The sequence below is a fragment of the Blastococcus sp. SYSU D00868 genome, from assembly GCF_054050575.1.
Map to the genome: position 1 here is coordinate 161,280 of NZ_JBJGZO010000002.1, position 15,562 is coordinate 176,841.

Here is a 15,562-nt window from a genome sequence, read left to right on the forward strand (position 1 = left end):
GGACCGCGGCGGCGTCGTCGGCAGGCCTGGTGCCGCCGGGCCACGAGCGGTAAGGAGGGGCCCCCGGCCCTCGACGAGGGAGCATCCCCATGGCCGACACGTCCCCCTCCGGCACCTCCTCCCCCGGGCCCTCGGGCGCCGCCGTCGGGGTGCGGACCGCGCCCCGGCTGGAGGAGTTCCGGCTCTTCATCGACGGCCGCCCGGTCGACGCGCTGTCGGGCCGGACGTTCGACAGCCAGGACCCGTACACCGGCCGGCCGTGGGCGGTCGTCGCCGACGGCGGCCCCGAGGACGTCGACGCGGCCGTCGCCGCCGCCCGGACCGCGTTCGAGGGCGAGTGGGGCGAGATGACCGGCTTCCGGCGCGCGGCGATCATGCGCCGGTGCGCGACGGCGCTGGAGACGGCGGCCGAGCGGCTGGCGCTGCTGGAGGTCAGGGACTCCGGCAAGCTGCTGCGCGAGATGCGCGGGCAGATGCTCGCCCTGCCGCAGTGGTTCTTCTACTTCGCGGGGCTCGCCGACAAGCTCGAGGGGCGGACGGTCCCCCCGGTCAACCCGCACTACTTCGGCTACACCCAGCGCGTGCCGGTCGGCGTGGTCGGCGCGATCACGCCGTGGAACTCGCCGCTGCTCCTGCTCACCTGGAAGCTGGCGCCGGCCCTGGCGGCGGGCTGCACGGTGGTGGCGAAGCCGTCGGAGCACTCCCCCGCGGCCACGGTCGCGCTCGCCGAGGTGCTGTCGGAGGCGGGCCTGCCGGCCGGCGTCTTCAACGTCGTCCCCGGCTGGGACCGGTCGACCGGCGAGCACCTCGCCGGCCACCCCGGCGTGGACAAGATCGCGTTCACCGGGTCGACGGCGACCGGGGTGCAGGTCGCCCGGGCGGCCGTCGCCAACGTCAACCGGGTCACCCTGGAGCTGGGCGGCAAGAGCGCGCAGATCGTCTTCCCGGACGCCGACCTCGACGCGGCGGCCAACGGCGTCGTCGCCGGCGTCTTCGCCGCCACCGGGCAGACGTGCATGGCCGGCTCCCGGCTGATCGTGCACGCCGACGTGCACGACGCCGTGGTCGAGAAGGTGGTCGCCCGCGCCCGGACGATCCGGCTGGGCGACCCGACCGAGCCCGGCACCGAGATGGGGCCGGTCGCCAACGCCCCGCAGTACGAGAAGGTGCTCGGCCACCTCCGCCGGGCCCGGGAGGAGGGAGCGACCTTCGCCTGCGGCGGCGCGGCCGCCGCCGAGCACGGCGGCCTGTTCGTCGAGCCGACCGTCGTCACCGGCGTGACGCCGGGGACGACGATCGTCCGGGAGGAGGTGTTCGGCCCGGTCGTGGCGGCGCTGCCCTTCACCTCCGAGCGGGAGGCCCTCGACCTGGCCAACGACACCCCCTACGGGCTGGCCGGCGCGGTGTGGACCAAGGACGTCCACCGGGCGCACCGCGTCGCGGCGGGGCTGCGCGCCGGCACGGTGTGGATCAACGCCTACCGGGTGGTCGCCCCGAACATGCCGTTCGGCGGCTTCGGTGCCAGCGGCCTCGGCCGGGAGAACGGCATCGAGGCGCTCGACGCGTACACGGAGACGAGGTCGGTGTTCGTCGAGCTGACCGGCGGCACCCGCGACCCGTTCCAGCTCGGCTGACGCGCGGGCTTCACCACAGGCCCGGCGCGTCCGGGTCCGGGGCGTCCTCGGCGACGGTCCAGACGGTGCGGCCGTGCAGCGGCGGGGTCTTGGTGCCGTCGGTGAACCACACGACGACGCCCCCGTGCGCCCGGCAGTGCGCCCGCACCACCCGCACCTCGCTCCCCCGCCGCGTCCTCGCCGGCCGGACGAGCGGGAGGCCGAAGTCCGAGCCGACGACGCCGGTCGTCAGGACCCGCTCCCCGGCCGGCACGTGGGACGTCGAGACGGTGGTCATCGGCACCTCCGGGCAGCGGTTCGAACGCGTGTTCGATGATGCCACACGGCAGGGACAGCCGGCACTCCCGTCCGGGGGCGCCAGGCCCGGACACCGGCAGGCCGGACCGGGGAGGGGAGGTCGCCGATCACGGGGCCGGCTGCGGCAGCTCGCCGGGACGCCGGGCGGCGCCCGGGATGACCTGCGGGGGCTCGAGCAGGTGCAGCTCGCGCGCCCGGCGGACGGCGTCGGTGCGGCGGGTGACGTCGAGCTTGCGGAGGATGCTGCGGACGTGCGTGCGCACGGTGTTGACGGAGACGAACAGCGCAGCCGCGACCTCCTCGGTCGACAGCAGCTGGGCCAGGTGCCCGAGGACCTCCAGCTCGCGGGCGCTCAGGTCGCCGGCGACCGCCGCCGGCGTCGGGGGCGCCGGCGGGGAACCGGCGTCCAGGGGGTGGCGCGGCGTGGGGACGGCCGGTGCGGTCGGGTTGAGCCAGGCGCCGGCGGCGGCGAGCACGGGCTGCGAGCGCAGCAGTGGCCGCAGCTGCGCCGGCGCGTCGAGGAACGGTCGCCGCAGGCGTTCGGGAGCGGCCAGCTGGAGCGCCTGCTCCAGCGCGGCGACGGCGGTGGCGGTCCGTCCGGCCGCGGTCAGCAGGCAGGCGCGGACGACGGCGGCCTCGACGGCGAGACCGAGGGGCAGCGGCCCGCCGCTGTCGGCGGGTGCGTCGGCAGGGGACGCGTCGGTGCCCGGGAGGAGGCCGGCAGCCGCGACGGTGGAGCACAGCACCCCCGCGCGCGGGCTCGCCGGTGGCAGCTGGTCGATCAGGCTCCGTGCCGCCGGGCCGTCGCGGCGCGCCAGGCGGACACGGACGGCCTCGGCGACGACCTGCTCGCGCACCCACGCCGGGCCCCCGGGGGTCTCCAGCGCCGGTCGGAGGGCCCGGCCGGCGGCCTCGATCTCGCCGCGGGCCCGGCGCAGCCGGCTCTCCAGCACGGCGCACAGGGCGTCGGTCCCGACGTCGGGGGCGCGCCGGGCGGCCCGGCCGATCCAGCGGCGGGCCTCGGCGAGCTCGTGCCGGTCGACGTGCACCCAGGCGAGGGCGGTGGCCGTGGCGGCGGCTCGATCCGCCTCCGGCCAGCGGCCCTCGTCGGCGACCGCCTCGTGTTCGGCCGCCAGCCCCGTCGCCCGCCGTGCCCGCCCGGTCAGCGCCTCGAGCAGGGCGAGGTCGGCCAGCGAGCGGGCCCTCGTCCGTGGGGCGTCGGCGGCGGCGCTGAGCGCGAGGGCGCGTCCGACGGCGTCGCGCAGCGCCCCTCCGGGCGCGTCGCCGTGCAGCAGGGCGGTGGCGGTGCCGCTGGCCAGGACGGCGGTCAGCTCGGCCCGGCGGGAGGCCTGCGCCTCGGGCAGGGCAGCGACCAGCCTCTCGGCCCCCACGGCGGCGGTGCGCACCCGGTCGGCGCCGGGCCCGGCGGCGGCGCAGACGACCGCGGCGCTGGCGCGCAGCGCCGGCCGGGCGCCGGGATCGCCGGCGGCGACCGCGGCCGCGGCCAGGTCCCGGGCGTCGGCCGGCCGGCGCCCGGCGAGCGCGGCGGCCGCGCGCAGGACCGCCGCGTCCGGTCCGTCCGCGGCCGGCGGCAGCCGCACGGCGGTCGGGTCGGAGGCCAGGAGGCGACCGACGGCCAGGTCGTCGACGAGCAGGCGTGCGGCGAGCGCGTCGTCGCCGGCGGCGGAGGCGTGCTCGACGGCGGCCGGCAGGTCGCCGGCCGCGGCGTACCAGGCCGCGCAGGTCCGGTGCCCGGCGGCGAAGGCGCCGGGGTCCTCGTAGGCCAGCTGCGCCTGCAGCAGCTCCCGGAAGAGGCCGTGGACGCGGAAGCCGCCGGTGGCGCCCGGCACCCGCTCCACGAAGGCGTTGGCCGCGGCCAGCGCGGCGAGCGCGTGGCCGCCCGGCCGGCCGGCCAGCCGGTCGACGAGATCCGGCCACAGCTGCTCGGCGGCGCTGATCCGCAGCAGGAACCGGCGGACCGGGGCCGGCTGGCGGTCGAGGACCTCGGCCGTCAGGTACTGGGCGACGCTGCCCTCGTCGGCGGCCAGGGACGCGAGCAGCCGGTCGGGGTCCGCGCCCTGCGCGAGTGGCGCGGACGCCAGCCGCAGTGCGGCCGCCCAGCCCTCGGTCCGGCGCTGCAGGGCCGCGGCCACCGCGGGGGTGACGGGGGTGCCGAGAGCGGCGAGCAGGGCCCCGGTCTCCTCCGCGGTGAAGGCCAGGTCGGCCGTCCGGATCTCGGTGAGCCGGTCGTCGAGCCGGTAGCGGTGCAGCGGTAGCAGCGGGTCGGCGCGGGCGCACAGCACCAGCCGGAGGCGGGCGCCGGCGTGCCGGACGAGCAGGTCCAGGGCACCGGTCACCTCCCGGGCGGTGAGGCTGTCGGCGGCGTCGAGGACGAGCACCACCCGCTCGGGCCGTGCGCCCAGCGCCGCGGCCAGCTCGTTCGGCCAGGCGTCCGGGGCGGCGTCCCCCGGCGCCGGCGCAGGTGGCGTCGGCAGGTCCACGCCGGTCCGCCGCAGCGCCGCCAGCAGGTGCGCCCGGAAGACGGCCGGGTCGTCGTCGCCGGCGTCCAGGGACAGCCAGGCGACGCGGCCCTGCTGGGTCCGCGCCCACGTCGCGGCGAGGACCGTCTTGCCCGAGCCGGCGGTGCCGGCGACCAGGGTCACCGGGGTGGCGGCCACCCCCTGCGTCAGCAGCCGGAACAGCCGGGGACGGGGCAGGGGCGGGAAGCCGAGCGGGGGTGGGGCGAGCGTGCTCGGCAGCAGCCCGGACCCGGCCGGGTCCGCGACCCGCGGCTGGTGCTCGGTCATCTGGACCACGACCCAATCGTCTGCGATACGGACCTTCGGCCCGGGAACGGAGGACCCGGGCGGGTGGACGGCGGCCGCCGCCGTCGGCTGGGCTCGCTCAGAGCAGGCCGAGCTCCCGCGCTCGGGAGACCGCCTGGTCCCGGTCGGTGGCGTCCAACTTGGCGCGGAGGTGATGGATGCGGTCGCGCACCGTGTTGGGCGAGATCGACATCGCGGTGGCGATCTGCGCGGTCGAGCGGCCCTCGGCGAGCAGGCGCAGCGCGGTGAGCTCCCGGTCGGACAGGACCGGCCGTCCGTCCCGGTCGGCGGCGGTCGACGCGGCGGACCCGGCCGGGGGCGGGTCGTGCATGGCAGCGCTCCGTTCGCCGTCGTCGCGCCGGGGCCGGCCGCTCCCGGTCCGGTACGACGGGTCCTCTGCAGCTCCCCGGGGACCGGCGACCGGTGCGGTCGGCGTTGTTCCCGGTGCCGCCACGGTAGGAAGCCGCAGGTCGGTGCGCTTCACGGATGCGGCCGGTTCACTTGCGCATGCGGGCCAGCAGCGGAAGGAGCCGGCATGGAGCGCCTCGTCCGGTACGCGGCGCTGACCGGCTACGCGGAGGTCGCCCGCTCCCTGGGTCTGGACCCGGCGCGGCTGATGGCCGAGGAGGGGCTGGACGTCGCCGCCCTGGCCGACCCGGACCGCTGGACCCCGGCCGTGCCGGTGGCCCGGCTGGTGGAGCGCTCGGTGGCGGAGTCCGGGTGCGAGGACCTGGGCCTCCGGATGGTGGCCTACCGGCGCCTGTCCGCGCTGGGGCCGATCAGCGTGGTCCTGCGCGAGGAGCCCGACCTCCGCTCGGCGCTGGAACTGGTGATCCGCTACGAGCAGGCCATCAACGGCGTCCTCGACCTGCGGCTGCTCGAGGCCGACGGGCTCGCCACGGTGCAGGTGTGGATGGACTTCGGCGCGCCGGTCCCCGTCCGGCAGTTCCTCGACGGGAGCACGGCCGTCCTGCTCGACGTCATCCGCAGCCTGGTGCGTGCCGACTGGCAGCCGCTGTCCGTGGTGTTCGCCCACGGGCCGCCGTCCGACCTCACCCGGTTCCGGGAGGTGTTCGGCCCGGCCCTGCGCTTCGACCAGCCGTTCACGGGCGTGGTCTTCCCGGCGCGGGACCTGGACCTGCCGACGGTCACCGCCGACCCGGGGCTGCGGCCCTACGCCCGCCGGCTGCTGGAGACCCTGCCCGCGCCCCGGCCGGCGGACACCACCGGGCAGGTCCGCGCCGTGGTCGAGGCGCTGCTGCCGACCGGGCGCTGCTCGCTGGGGCACGTCAGCCGCGCCCTCAGCGTGCCCGAGCGCACGCTGCGGCGGCGCCTGGCCGAGGAGGGGCAGACCTTCTCGGCGATCGTCCACGACGTGCGGGTCCGGTGGGCCGAGCGGTACCTGGCGAACGAGACCTACTCGCTGACGCGGATCGCGCACCTGCTGGGCTTCGCCGCCCCGAGCGCGTTCTCCGTCTGGTTCCGTGGGCACTTCGGCGTCACGGCGACCGAGTGGCGGCAACGCGCGCAGCCCGCCGCGAGCTCCCGTCGACCGCGGGAGGACCAGGTCGGCGACCGTGGGTGACGCCCTCGCCGACCCGCCCGCCCCCACGGCGGCCCGGTCGCGGGCGTTCCCCTGGCTCGTCTTCGCGCTGGCCTTCGGCCTGCTGCTGTCGGACTTCATGTGCCGGCAGGTGCTGGCGGCGGTGTTCCCGTTCCTCAAGGCGGAGTGGACCCTCAGCGACGCCGAGCTGGGCGCGCTGAGCAGCGTCGTCGCGCTCACCGTCGCGGTCCTGACGGTGCCGCTGTCGATGCTGGCCGACCGCCACGGCCGCCGCCGCGCCGTCCTGCTGATGGCCGCGCTGTGGAGCCTGGCGACCCTCGGATCGGCCCTGGCCGCCGGCTACGGGCAGCTGCTCGGCGCGCGCGTGCTCGTCGGCGTCGGGGAGGCCGCCTACGGCAGCGTCGGCCTGGCGCTGGTGCTGTCGGTCTTCCCGCCGCACCGGCGGGCCACGCTCGCCGCCGCGTTCACCGCCGGCGGCGTCGCCGGTGCCGTGCTGGGCATCGCCCTCGGGGGCGCGCTGGCCGACCGGTTCGGCTGGCGGCCCGCCGTGGCGGCCATGGCCGTGCTCGGCGTGGTGCTGCTCGTCGTCTTCCGGGCGGTGGTCACCGAGGGCCGGCTCGCCCGCCACACCCGGCCCGAGGCGGCCGACGACCGCCCCGGCGGGCCGGCGCCGGGGCGGCTGTCCGCGGTGCTGTCCCCGCCGGCCGTGCTGTGCACCTACCTCGCCAACGGGCTGCAGCTGTTCGTCGCCGGGTCGCTGATCGCGTGGCTGCCCAGCCACCTCGACCGGGCGCACGGGCTCCCGGCGGGGACCGCGGCCGCGCGGGCCGCGGCGCTGCTGCTGCTCATGGGCGTGGGCATGGTCGTCTGCGGGCTGCTCACCGACCGGCTCGCCCGCACCGACCCGGCGCGCCGCTGGACCACCGCGGCCGGCTACGCCGGCGCCTCCCTGGTCCTGCTCGCCACCGGCTTCTCCCTGCCACCCGGGGCGGCGCAGCTGGCCCTGGTCGGCGCCGGGGCCTTCTTCGCCGCCGGCACCGCCGGCCCGGCCGGTGCCCTGGTGGCCGGGCTGACGCCCGCGTCGCTCCGGGCGAGCGCCCTGGGGGTGCTCGCGATGGCCAACAACCTGATCGGCCTCGCCGCCGGTCCGGTGGTCACCGGTGCCCTCGCCGACCGGCTCGGCCTGGCCGCCGCGCTGCGGTGGGTGCCGGTGGTCTCCGTGGCCGCCGTGGCCGTGCTCCTCCTGGGCCGGCGCATCCAGCCGGGAGGTGGGCGCCGCCTCGCCACCGCCGCCTGAGCCTCGCGGGACGTCCCGCCGGCGTCCCTCCCCGCCGCCCCGATGACACTGCCGGACCCCCAGTTCGGGAGCGTCCCCGCCCCCCGTTCGCGGCTGCCGCCGGGCCGCCGCGCGCGCGACCGTCGTCGTGTGGCCGCCGGGCCTGAGCGAGCAGGGACCCGCACGGCGGCCCGGATGCAGGGAGGCGGAGTCATGACGAGCCAGCACTGGTCGCCGCCGGACACCCGGGGCGACATCCTCGCCGCCGCGCTGCGGCCCGGCGCGGCCCAGCCGGTCGCCGTCCACGTGCGCCCGGAGGTGCGCGCCCGGCTCGGCGCGTGGCCACCGCCGCCGGGGAGCGGCCTGCCGGAGGGCATCCGGCTGGTGGTCGACGACCGCCTCCCCCGCTCCCCCGGCTACGAGGTCCACCGCGCCGCGCCGGCCCCCGCGGTTCCGGCGCCCGAGCCGGTGGGCACCGCCGCCGTCGCGCCGGCGCCGTGCGCGGCGTGGACCCCCGCGGGCCGCCGCCGGCCGCGCACGCGGCAGGTGCGGTGGCTGCACGGGCACCGGCGTCCGCGCTCGGCCGACCCCGCCGCGCTCAGGGGCTGGCGCCCATCCGGTCCATGAGGCTGTCCATGTCCACGCCGACGGACTCGAAGACGGCGGCGGCGACCCGGTAGTCGACGGGGTAGCGGAGGGCGAGCACCCGCCGCTCCTGCGCGGGGCTGAGCCGCATGAGCGGCAGCAGCCGGAGCACGTGCTGGCGGGTGATGGTCTGTCCGTGCAGGTTGAGCACGAGGACTCCTCGGTGGTCCGGACCCCGGATGGTCACGGAGGAGGCACCCAGACGTACGGCTCACCCGGGATCGCGGCCGATCGGCTCGACGACGCGGGAAGCGGGGCCGGAGGAGCGATCGGCGACAGCCAGCGGCCCGCTACGGTGGCCGGGGTCGCTCCCCGACCGGTCAGGGCGACGATTGAGGCTAGCTCCTGTCCGAGGGAGGACCAAGGTGCAGATCGTCGTCGACGGCGCGGAGCGGCCGCGCCGGCCGGCGGGCGTGCGGCGATGACGGCCTGGCCGGAGCTCCGGTACGACGCCTGGCAGCCCACCCGCGACACGCTGCACGCCCACACCCAGCTGCTCGGCAAGCTGTCGGCCGCCCTCGCGCCGCCGGAGCCGCAGCTCCAGCACGCCGCGCTGCGGCTGACCGCCCGCGGCTGGGAGACCCGGCCGCTGCCCGCGCCGGACGGCTCGGGCGCCCTCGTGCTGGCCCTGGACCTGCACGAGCACGCCGCCGTCCTGGAGCACAGCGACGGTCGCCGCCGGCAGGTGCCGCTCGTCCCCCACCGGTCGGTGGGCGCGGTGACGCGGGAGGTCCTCGCCGCCGTGCGGGAGACAGGAGGGCCGGTGCGGATCGACCCCCGGCCCCAGGAGACGCCGTGGTCCACGCCGCTCGACGAGGACGAGGAGCACGCCACGTACGACCCGCAGCACGTGGCCGGCTACCTCGCCGCGGCCACCCGGGCGGCCCTGGTGCTCGCCGAGGTGCGGGCGCCCTACCGCGGCCGGTCGACCCCGGTGAACGCCTGGTGGGGCTCGTTCGACCTGGCCGTGAACCTCTTCTCGGGCCGGCCGGCCGACCCGCCGTCCGGCGACTTCATCATGCGCAACGCGATGGACTCCCAGGAGATCGCCGTCGGCTGGTGGCCCGGGGACGCGCGGTACCCGCACGCCGCGTTCTACGGCTACGCGCACCCCGCGCCGCCCGGCTACCCGCAGCTGCCGCTCGAGCCCGCCGAGGCGCGGTGGGACGAGGGCCTCGGGGAGTTCCTGCTCGACTGGGCCGACGTGTGCCGGTCCCCGGACCCGCGCGGGACGGCGCTGGCCTTCGTTCGGTCGGTCGTGCTGGGCTCGTGCGGCGCCTGCGACTGGGAACCGGGCCTCGCCGCGAGCGCCCGCGGCGTCCCCCCGCCGGTGCGCTGACGCCGGTTGCGCTCCCTCCTCGGCCGTCCGCGCCTGCCGCCGGGACGGGTGGGGCGCACGGGACCGATGGGACGAGGGCGCACCCCTCCGGCGTCCGCCGGCGATGACAGGAGCGAGATGGCCGCGTCAGCGGACGTCCCGGACCATCCCCCGTGGGCCCGGGCCGCTCCGTCTGGCGCGGTCATCTCCCCGTCGGCGCTCCCCCGCGCTCAGGCCGGCGGACGGCGGGCGGACAGCTCCTGGGCCTCCACGGCGGCCGCCCACCGGTACCAGGCCCGCCCCGAGGCGCCGACGACCTCGACGGGTCCGTCGATCTCCAGCGTGCCCCAGTCGGGCACCCGCCAGTGCGCGGCGGCCTGGTCGCGCAACTCGCCCCGGAGCACGGCGAGGGCCCGGCCCTCGTCGGGCCGGGGCAGGGCGACCCGCGCCGTGAACCGCACCCGGCCAGGATGGCGATGCGGAACCGCCCGGTCCATCGCCCGAGCGGGCGACCGGTCCCCCGCCCGGGTCACCTGCGGCCGGTGACCCTGCGTGAGGCCGGGGTCGCCGAACTCCGCGGACCGGGACCGAGGTCCCTGCCGGAGGGCCCGGACGCCGCCGAGGCTGGGCGGCGACCGCGTCCCGGAGGTCCGATGTCCGTCCTGCCCCGGCCGTTCCCGGCCCACCCGCCGGCCGGCGCGCCCGGGGGCCCGGGAGGTCCCGGCCCGGCGGCGGCCGGCCCGGCCGCCGTCGTCCGCCGGAGCACCGACCTGGTGCGCGCGGGCCTCGGCCTCGCCGTGCTGGGCATCGGCTCGCTGGTGGCGCGGCGCGGCGAGCTGTCGGCGATCGAGCGCGACCTCTTCCGCGTGGTGAACGACCTCCCGTCGGCCGTCCTGCCGGTGGTCTGGGCGGTCATGCAGCTGGGCAACGTCGTCGCGGTCCCCGTGCTCGCCGGCGTCGCCGCCCTGGCCCGGCGGCTGCGCGCGGCCCGGGACCTGCTGGTCTCCGGCCTGCTCGCCTACGTCGCCGCGGACCTGGTGAAGTCGGTGGTCGGGCGGGAGCGGCCCGGCGGCCTGCCGGTGGGTGCCGTGCTGCACGAGGGCCCGATCGGCGGCCTCGGCTTCGTCTCCGGGCACTCGGCGGTCGCCGCGGCGCTCGCCACGGCGGCCGCCCCGTACCTCCCGCGCCGCGCCCGCCGGGTCGCGTGGGGCCTGGCCTGGGCGGTGGGGCTGGCCCGGATCTACGCCGGCGCCCACCTCCCGCTCGACGTCGTGGGCGGGCTGGCGCTGGGCTGGGCCATCGGGTCGTTGGTGCACTGGGCCTTCGGCATCCCGCGGCGGACGGTGCGGCCGGGCCGGGTGGAGGCGCTCCTGGCGACGGTCGGCCTGCCCGGCGCCCGGGCGCTGCCGGCCCCGGTCCACGCGCGCAGCAGCCACCCGTTCACCGCCGTCGACGGGAACGGCCGCAGGCTCTACGTGAAGTACCTCGAGCCCGACCGCGCCGAGCGCGACTGGCTGCACCGGGTGTGGCGGCTGCTCGTGGCCGGTGACGTCAAGGACGCCGACGCGCTGGCGCCGCTGGGGCAGCAGGCCGAGCACGAGGCGGTCGCGGCGATGACCGCCCACGCCCGCGGCGTCCGTGTGCCGGAGGTGGTGGTGGCGCGCGGCGGGGACCGGGACGCCGTCGTCGTCCAGGAGCACGTGACCGGCCGGCCGCTGGACGCCCTGGACCCCGACGAGATCGGCCCCGACCTGCTGCGCGCGGTGTGGGAACAGGTGGACCTGCTGCACGCCGCCCGCGTGGCGCACCGCGACCTGGTCGCCTCCAGCGTCCTGGTGGACGACGCCGGCCGGCCGTGGGTCGTCGACTTCGGCAACGCCCGGACCGGCGCCTCCGACGACGACCTGGCCGACGACGTCGCCGAGCTGCTCGCCTCGTTGGCCGTGTGCCTGGACCCCCGGCTGGTCGCCGACGCCGCGGTCGCCGTCCTCGGCGGCCCACCGGTCGGCGCCGCGCTGCCCTCGCTCGCCCCGCTCACGCTCTCCGCCGAGACCCGGCTGCGGCTGCGCGCCGAGTCCGGCCGGCTGCCGGCGCTGCGCGCCGCGGTGCGCGCGCGGCTCGACCTGCCGGACCCGGCGCGGCCGGCCTGGCCGGCACCGGGGCGCGCGGCCGTGGCGGCCGCGGCCGCCGGCACGGCCGTCGTCCTCGTCGGGCTCCTCGTCCAGGCCGGGACCGCCGTGCTCGACACGGTGGAGGACGGCGGGTGGCGCTGGCTCGGCGGGGCCGTCGTGCTCGCGGCCCTGGCCCGTGCCGCGGCGGCGGCCTCCGTCGTCCCGCTGCTCGACCGCCGGCTCGCGGTCGGGCGGGCGCTGGCCCTCACGGCCAGCGGCGACGCCGCCTCGCTGCTGCACGGGCGCGCCGGCCGGCGGCGGGCCGGGGGCCGCTACCTGGAGCGCGCCGGGATGCTGCCCGGCGCGGCCGCCCGCGCGGCGGTGCGCGCCGACCTCGGGACGCTGGCCGGGGCCGGCGTCGTCCTCGTGGTGGCGGCGGCGCTCGCGCTGGCCGGCGGCCGGCTCGGCGAGGCCCGGGTGCCCGAGGGCGTGCTGCGCCCGGTGCTGGTCGGGCTCGGAGCCGCGTGCCTGGTCGCGGCCGGTCAGGTGCTGGCCCGGCTGGGCGGTCCCCCGCCGGAGGGCCGTCCCGGTGGGGGGCCGCGGGTGCCGGTGGGCCGGGAGGTCGCCGCGGTCGCCTGGTCGGCGCTCTGCGTCGGGCTGGAGGCCGGGGTGCTGGTCTGCGCGGCGGAGGTCGCCGGCGGGCAGCCCGACCCCGTCGCCGTGGCCGCCGGGTACGCGGCGCTGCGCGCTGTGTGGTCGGCGCTGCCGGTCACCGGCCTCCCCGGGCTGGCCGAGGCCGGGCTCCTGCTGCTGCTCACCGCGCTGGGCGCACCGGCGGCACCGGCCTGCGCCGCCGTCCTGGCCGCCCGGGTCCTGACGTTCTGGCTGCCCGCCGCCCTCGGCGCCTCCGTGGAGCGGGCCGCCGAGCACCGGTGAGGGCCGGTCCCCCGGCCGGGCGTGTGCGCCCGGCGGGACCTTCGGCCCGTGCCGACCGGGCGCCGGCGCCCCTACCGTCCCCGGCGAGCCCGTCGCGGGCTCCGGGCACGGGGAGGGTGGACCGGTGATCAGGGCACTCGCCGCCGCGGCCGGGGCCGCGGCCCTGAGCGGGCAACTGCTGCACGTCACCCGGAACTGGGGCGCCACCCGGGCGGAGGCGGCGATGCCCCTGCCCGGCGACGAGCTGGTGCCCGGCCCGGCCGAGCAGACCACGCTGGCCGTCACGGTCGAGGCGCCGGCCGAGGCGGTCTGGCCGTGGCTGGTGCAGATCGGCCGCGGACGCGGCGGCATGTACAGCTACGACCGCCTGGAGAACCTCGTCGGCCTGGACATCCACTCCACCGACGAGATCCGCGCGGAGTGGCAGCACCTGTCCCCCGGCGACCGGGTCGTCGTGGTCCCCGAGGGCTACGGGCCGATGCCGCAGGGCTACTCCTTCCCCGTGGCGGCGGTCCTCCCCGGGCGGGCCCTCGTGCTGCGCCAGGCCCCTCCCGAGCACCCGTGGAACTCCGTCTGGTCCTTCCACCTCCTCCCGCACGACCCGGGCCGGTGCCGGCTGGTCTCCCGCTCCCGCACGCAGCGGCCCCGCGGGCCCGCCCTCCGGGCCGCGACCCGCGCCATGGAGCCGATCACCCTGGTCATGACCCGGCGGATGCTGCACGGCATCCGGGAGCGCGCCGAGCGGCGCCTGGCCGCCGGGCCGCCGGTCCCCGTCGACGCACCCGGGCCGTACCGGTGACCCGCACCGCGAGGGCCGGAGGTCCCTCCCCGGCCGGTCCGGCGACCCTGGGGAGTCCCCGCTCCCCTGTCTAGCCTCGTGCCGCCACCCCGTCCAGGAGGAGCCGTGCAGGTCGAGGACGTCACGACCCGCGAGGTCGTTCCCGCCGGACCGGAGACGTCGATCCGGGGCGGCCCCCGGTGAGCCCGGTCCGGGTGCTCGTGGCGGTCGCCAGCCGCCACGGCGCGACCCGCGAGATCGCGGCCGCCCTGGCCCGCGACCTCACCGGCAACCCCGCCGCGCCCGGGCTGGACCTCGTGGCCGCCGCCCTGCCGGTCGAGAACCGCCCGGACCCGGGGAGCTGGGACGCCGTCGTCCTCGGCAGCGCCGTCTACGGCGGCGCCTGGCTGCCGGCCGCCCGCGCCTTCGCCACCGCGCACGCGGCCGCGCTCCGGTCCCGCCCGCTGTGGCTGCTGTCCAGCGGCCCGATCGGCGCCCCGCCGTACCCCGACGCCGAGCCCTACGACGTCCCCACGCTGCGCGACCTCCTGGCCCCGCGCGGCTGCTGGGTGCTGCCCGGCCGGCTCGAGCCGCGGCTGCTCACCACCGCCGAGCGCGCCGTCGTCACCGCGATGCGGGCCCCCGCGGGCGACGCGCGGGACTGGTCGCTGGTGCGCGCCTGCGCGGACGCCGTCGCGGCGGGCCTGGCGGCCGCCCGGCCGCCGGACCGGGCACGGGGACGGCCGCAGGCCGCGGACCCCCTCGCGGTCCCCCTGCGCCCGGACCGGTGAGGACGCCGCATCGATGCCGCCCCCCGAGGACCCCGCCCCCGACGTGCTCTCCCCCGACGAGTGCCGGCGGCTGCTGACCTCGGTCTCGCTGGGGCGCCTGGCGTTCACGATCGGGGCGCTGCCGACGATCCAGCCCGTGCACTTCACCGTCCGCGGCGACGAGGTCCTGGTTCCCACCCGGCGCGGCGGCGAGGTGGAGGCGGCCAGCCGCGGTGCGGTCGTCGCCTTCGAGATCGACGACCTCGACGCCGCCACGGGGACCGTCCGGAGCGTCACGGTCGTCGGCCCCTCCCGGGTGCTCGCCGACGCCGAGGCCGCCGGGCCCGGCGGGCCGTCCGGGCCCGCCCCCGGGACGCCGGGCCCGGACACCTGCGTGGTCGCCATCCGGATCGCGCGGATCAGCGGCCGGCGGCTGGGCGGGGGCGCGGACGTCCCGGCGGCCCCCGGGGCCGGCGGCGGCACCACCGCCGAGGCGCCGCCCGAGGGCGGCACCCGGCCGCGCCGGCCGGCGCCGCTGGGCTGAGCCGCCCGTCAGCGGGGGGACGGCCAGGTCAGCGGATCGACCGGGACCGCGCCGTGCCGGCCCGCAGCTCGGTGGCCAGCACCGCCGCCTGCGTCCGGCGCTCCAGCCCGAGCTTGGCGAGCAGGTGCGAGACGTAGTTCTTCACCGTCTTCTCGGCGAGGAACATCCGCTCCCCGATCTGCCGGTTGGTGAGGCCCTCGCCGATCAGCTCCAGGACCGTCCGCTCCTGGTCGCTCAGCCGGGCGAGCGGCCCGCGTGGCTCGGCCGAGCGGCGCATCCGCTCCAGCACCGCGGTGGTCGCGGCCGGGTCGAGCAGGGACCCGCCGGCGGCCACCGTGCGCACCCCGCTGACCAGGTCCTGGCCGACGATCTGCTTGAGCAGGTAGCCCGACGCGCCGGCCAGGATCGCCTCGAACAGCGCCTCGTCGTCGCTGTAGCTGGTCAGGATGATCACCCGCAGCCCGGGCATCCTCGACCGCAGCACCCGGCAGACGGCGACGCCGTCGCCGTCGGGCAGCCGCACGTCCAGGACCGCCACGTCCGGACGCAGCGCCGGGACCCGGGCCAGCGCCTCGGCGGCGTTGCGCGCCTCGCCGACGACCGTGATGCCCGGATCGCTGCTCAGCACGTCCGCGACGCCGCGGCGGACGACCTCGTGGTCGTCGAGGAGGAAGACCCGGATGGTGTCCCGACCGTCGTCCACGGGCGTGCTCCGTCCTGCGCGGCCGCGCAGCGGCCGGGGAACCTCTGGCGTCCCGCCAGGCTAGGGCCGAGGGGCCGTCCCCGGCCCAGGCCGAAGGTCCCGATCCGGGCCGGAGGTCCCGGTCCGCGGGTCCTCCGGCCCGTCGCCGCGGCGGCCCGGTC

The 15,562-nt window shown here is 78.8% G+C and carries 15 protein-coding genes; 9 read left to right on the forward strand and 6 right to left on the reverse strand.

Features of this window, described 5'->3' with window-relative positions; genetic code table 11:
• Positions 1 to 89 precede the first annotated feature (89 nt).
• Positions 90 to 1,634 (forward strand): aldehyde dehydrogenase, encoded by a 1,545-nt coding sequence (locus ACI79F_RS02555; RefSeq protein ID WP_456543455.1) that lies wholly within the window; start codon positions 90 to 92, stop codon positions 1,632 to 1,634.
• Between the two features lie 10 nt (positions 1,635 to 1,644).
• Here ACI79F_RS02555 and ACI79F_RS02560 read toward each other — a convergent pair whose 3' ends face one another.
• The 3 genes from ACI79F_RS02560 to ACI79F_RS02570 all read right to left on the reverse strand — a co-directional run bounded on the left by ACI79F_RS02560 (position 1,645) and on the right by ACI79F_RS02570 (position 5,087).
• On the reverse strand, positions 1,645 to 1,911 hold the full coding sequence (locus ACI79F_RS02560) for a hypothetical protein (RefSeq protein WP_456543454.1): 267 nt from the start codon (positions 1,909 to 1,911) through the stop codon (positions 1,645 to 1,647).
• 127 nt (positions 1,912 to 2,038) lie between these two features.
• Positions 2,039 to 4,738 carry a LuxR C-terminal-related transcriptional regulator gene (locus tag ACI79F_RS02565; protein ID WP_456543617.1) on the reverse strand — a complete coding sequence of 900 codons (2,700 nt, stop codon included), beginning with the start codon at positions 4,736 to 4,738 and terminating at the stop codon, positions 2,039 to 2,041.
• Positions 4,739 to 4,835: 97 nt separating this feature from the next.
• On the reverse strand, positions 4,836 to 5,087 hold the full coding sequence (locus ACI79F_RS02570; protein ID WP_456543453.1) for a response regulator transcription factor: 252 nt from the start codon (positions 5,085 to 5,087) through the stop codon (positions 4,836 to 4,838).
• A 204-nt stretch (positions 5,088 to 5,291) separates the two neighbouring features.
• Between ACI79F_RS02570 and ACI79F_RS02575 the strand changes: the two genes are divergently transcribed.
• The 3 genes from ACI79F_RS02575 (at position 5,292) to ACI79F_RS02585 (ending at position 8,223) form a co-directional block, all read left to right on the forward strand.
• Positions 5,292 to 6,341 (forward strand): AraC family transcriptional regulator, encoded by a 1,050-nt coding sequence (locus ACI79F_RS02575; RefSeq protein ID WP_456543452.1) that lies wholly within the window; start codon positions 5,292 to 5,294, stop codon positions 6,339 to 6,341.
• Entirely contained in the window at positions 6,334 to 7,617 is a 1,284-nt protein-coding gene (locus ACI79F_RS02580; protein ID WP_456543451.1) for an MFS transporter, read from the forward strand. The genes ACI79F_RS02575 and ACI79F_RS02580 overlap by 8 nt, the downstream gene beginning before the upstream one ends.
• Positions 7,618 to 7,809: 192 nt before the next feature.
• Positions 7,810 to 8,223: a hypothetical protein gene (locus ACI79F_RS02585; protein WP_456543450.1), complete on the forward strand. Its 414-nt coding sequence runs from the start codon at positions 7,810 to 7,812 to the stop codon at positions 8,221 to 8,223.
• Here ACI79F_RS02585 and ACI79F_RS02590 read toward each other — a convergent pair.
• Entirely contained in the window at positions 8,195 to 8,392 is a 198-nt protein-coding gene (locus tag ACI79F_RS02590) for a hypothetical protein (protein ID WP_456543449.1), read from the reverse strand. The two genes, ACI79F_RS02585 and ACI79F_RS02590, sit on opposite strands and share 29 nt — an antisense overlap.
• Before the next feature lie 270 nt (positions 8,393 to 8,662).
• Between ACI79F_RS02590 and ACI79F_RS02595 the strand changes: the two genes are divergently transcribed.
• Positions 8,663 to 9,580: a DUF5996 family protein gene (locus tag ACI79F_RS02595; RefSeq protein WP_456543448.1), complete on the forward strand. Its 918-nt coding sequence runs from the start codon at positions 8,663 to 8,665 to the stop codon at positions 9,578 to 9,580.
• Positions 9,581 to 9,789: 209 nt separating this feature from the next.
• Here the strand turns inward: ACI79F_RS02595 and ACI79F_RS02600 are convergent, their stop codons facing one another.
• Positions 9,790 to 10,020, reverse strand: a complete 231-nt coding sequence (locus tag ACI79F_RS02600; protein ID WP_456543447.1) for a hypothetical protein — start codon at positions 10,018 to 10,020, stop codon at positions 9,790 to 9,792.
• A gap of 192 nt (positions 10,021 to 10,212) precedes the next feature.
• Here ACI79F_RS02600 and ACI79F_RS02605 point away from each other — a divergent pair, with 192 nt between their 5' ends.
• The 4 genes from ACI79F_RS02605 to ACI79F_RS02620 all read left to right on the forward strand — a co-directional run bounded on the left by ACI79F_RS02605 (position 10,213) and on the right by ACI79F_RS02620 (position 14,698).
• Complete coding sequence (locus ACI79F_RS02605; protein ID WP_456543446.1) at positions 10,213 to 12,606, forward strand: phosphatase PAP2 family protein; 2,394 nt, start codon at positions 10,213 to 10,215, stop codon at positions 12,604 to 12,606.
• Positions 12,607 to 12,730: 124 nt separating this feature from the next.
• On the forward strand, positions 12,731 to 13,405 hold the full coding sequence (locus tag ACI79F_RS02610; protein ID WP_456543445.1) for a hypothetical protein: 675 nt from the start codon (positions 12,731 to 12,733) through the stop codon (positions 13,403 to 13,405).
• A 179-nt stretch (positions 13,406 to 13,584) separates the two neighbouring features.
• Positions 13,585 to 14,175, forward strand: a complete 591-nt coding sequence (locus tag ACI79F_RS02615; RefSeq protein WP_456543444.1) for a flavodoxin domain-containing protein — start codon at positions 13,585 to 13,587, stop codon at positions 14,173 to 14,175.
• 13 nt (positions 14,176 to 14,188) lie between these two features.
• The gene (locus ACI79F_RS02620; protein ID WP_456543443.1) at positions 14,189 to 14,698 is read left to right on the forward strand and encodes a pyridoxamine 5'-phosphate oxidase family protein; all 510 of its coding nucleotides are present in this window, start codon (positions 14,189 to 14,191) and stop codon (positions 14,696 to 14,698) included.
• Between the two features lie 28 nt (positions 14,699 to 14,726).
• Here the strand turns inward: ACI79F_RS02620 and ACI79F_RS02625 are convergent, their stop codons facing one another.
• Entirely contained in the window at positions 14,727 to 15,401 is a 675-nt protein-coding gene (locus ACI79F_RS02625) for a response regulator (protein WP_456543442.1), read from the reverse strand.
• Positions 15,402 to 15,562 lie beyond the last annotated feature (161 nt).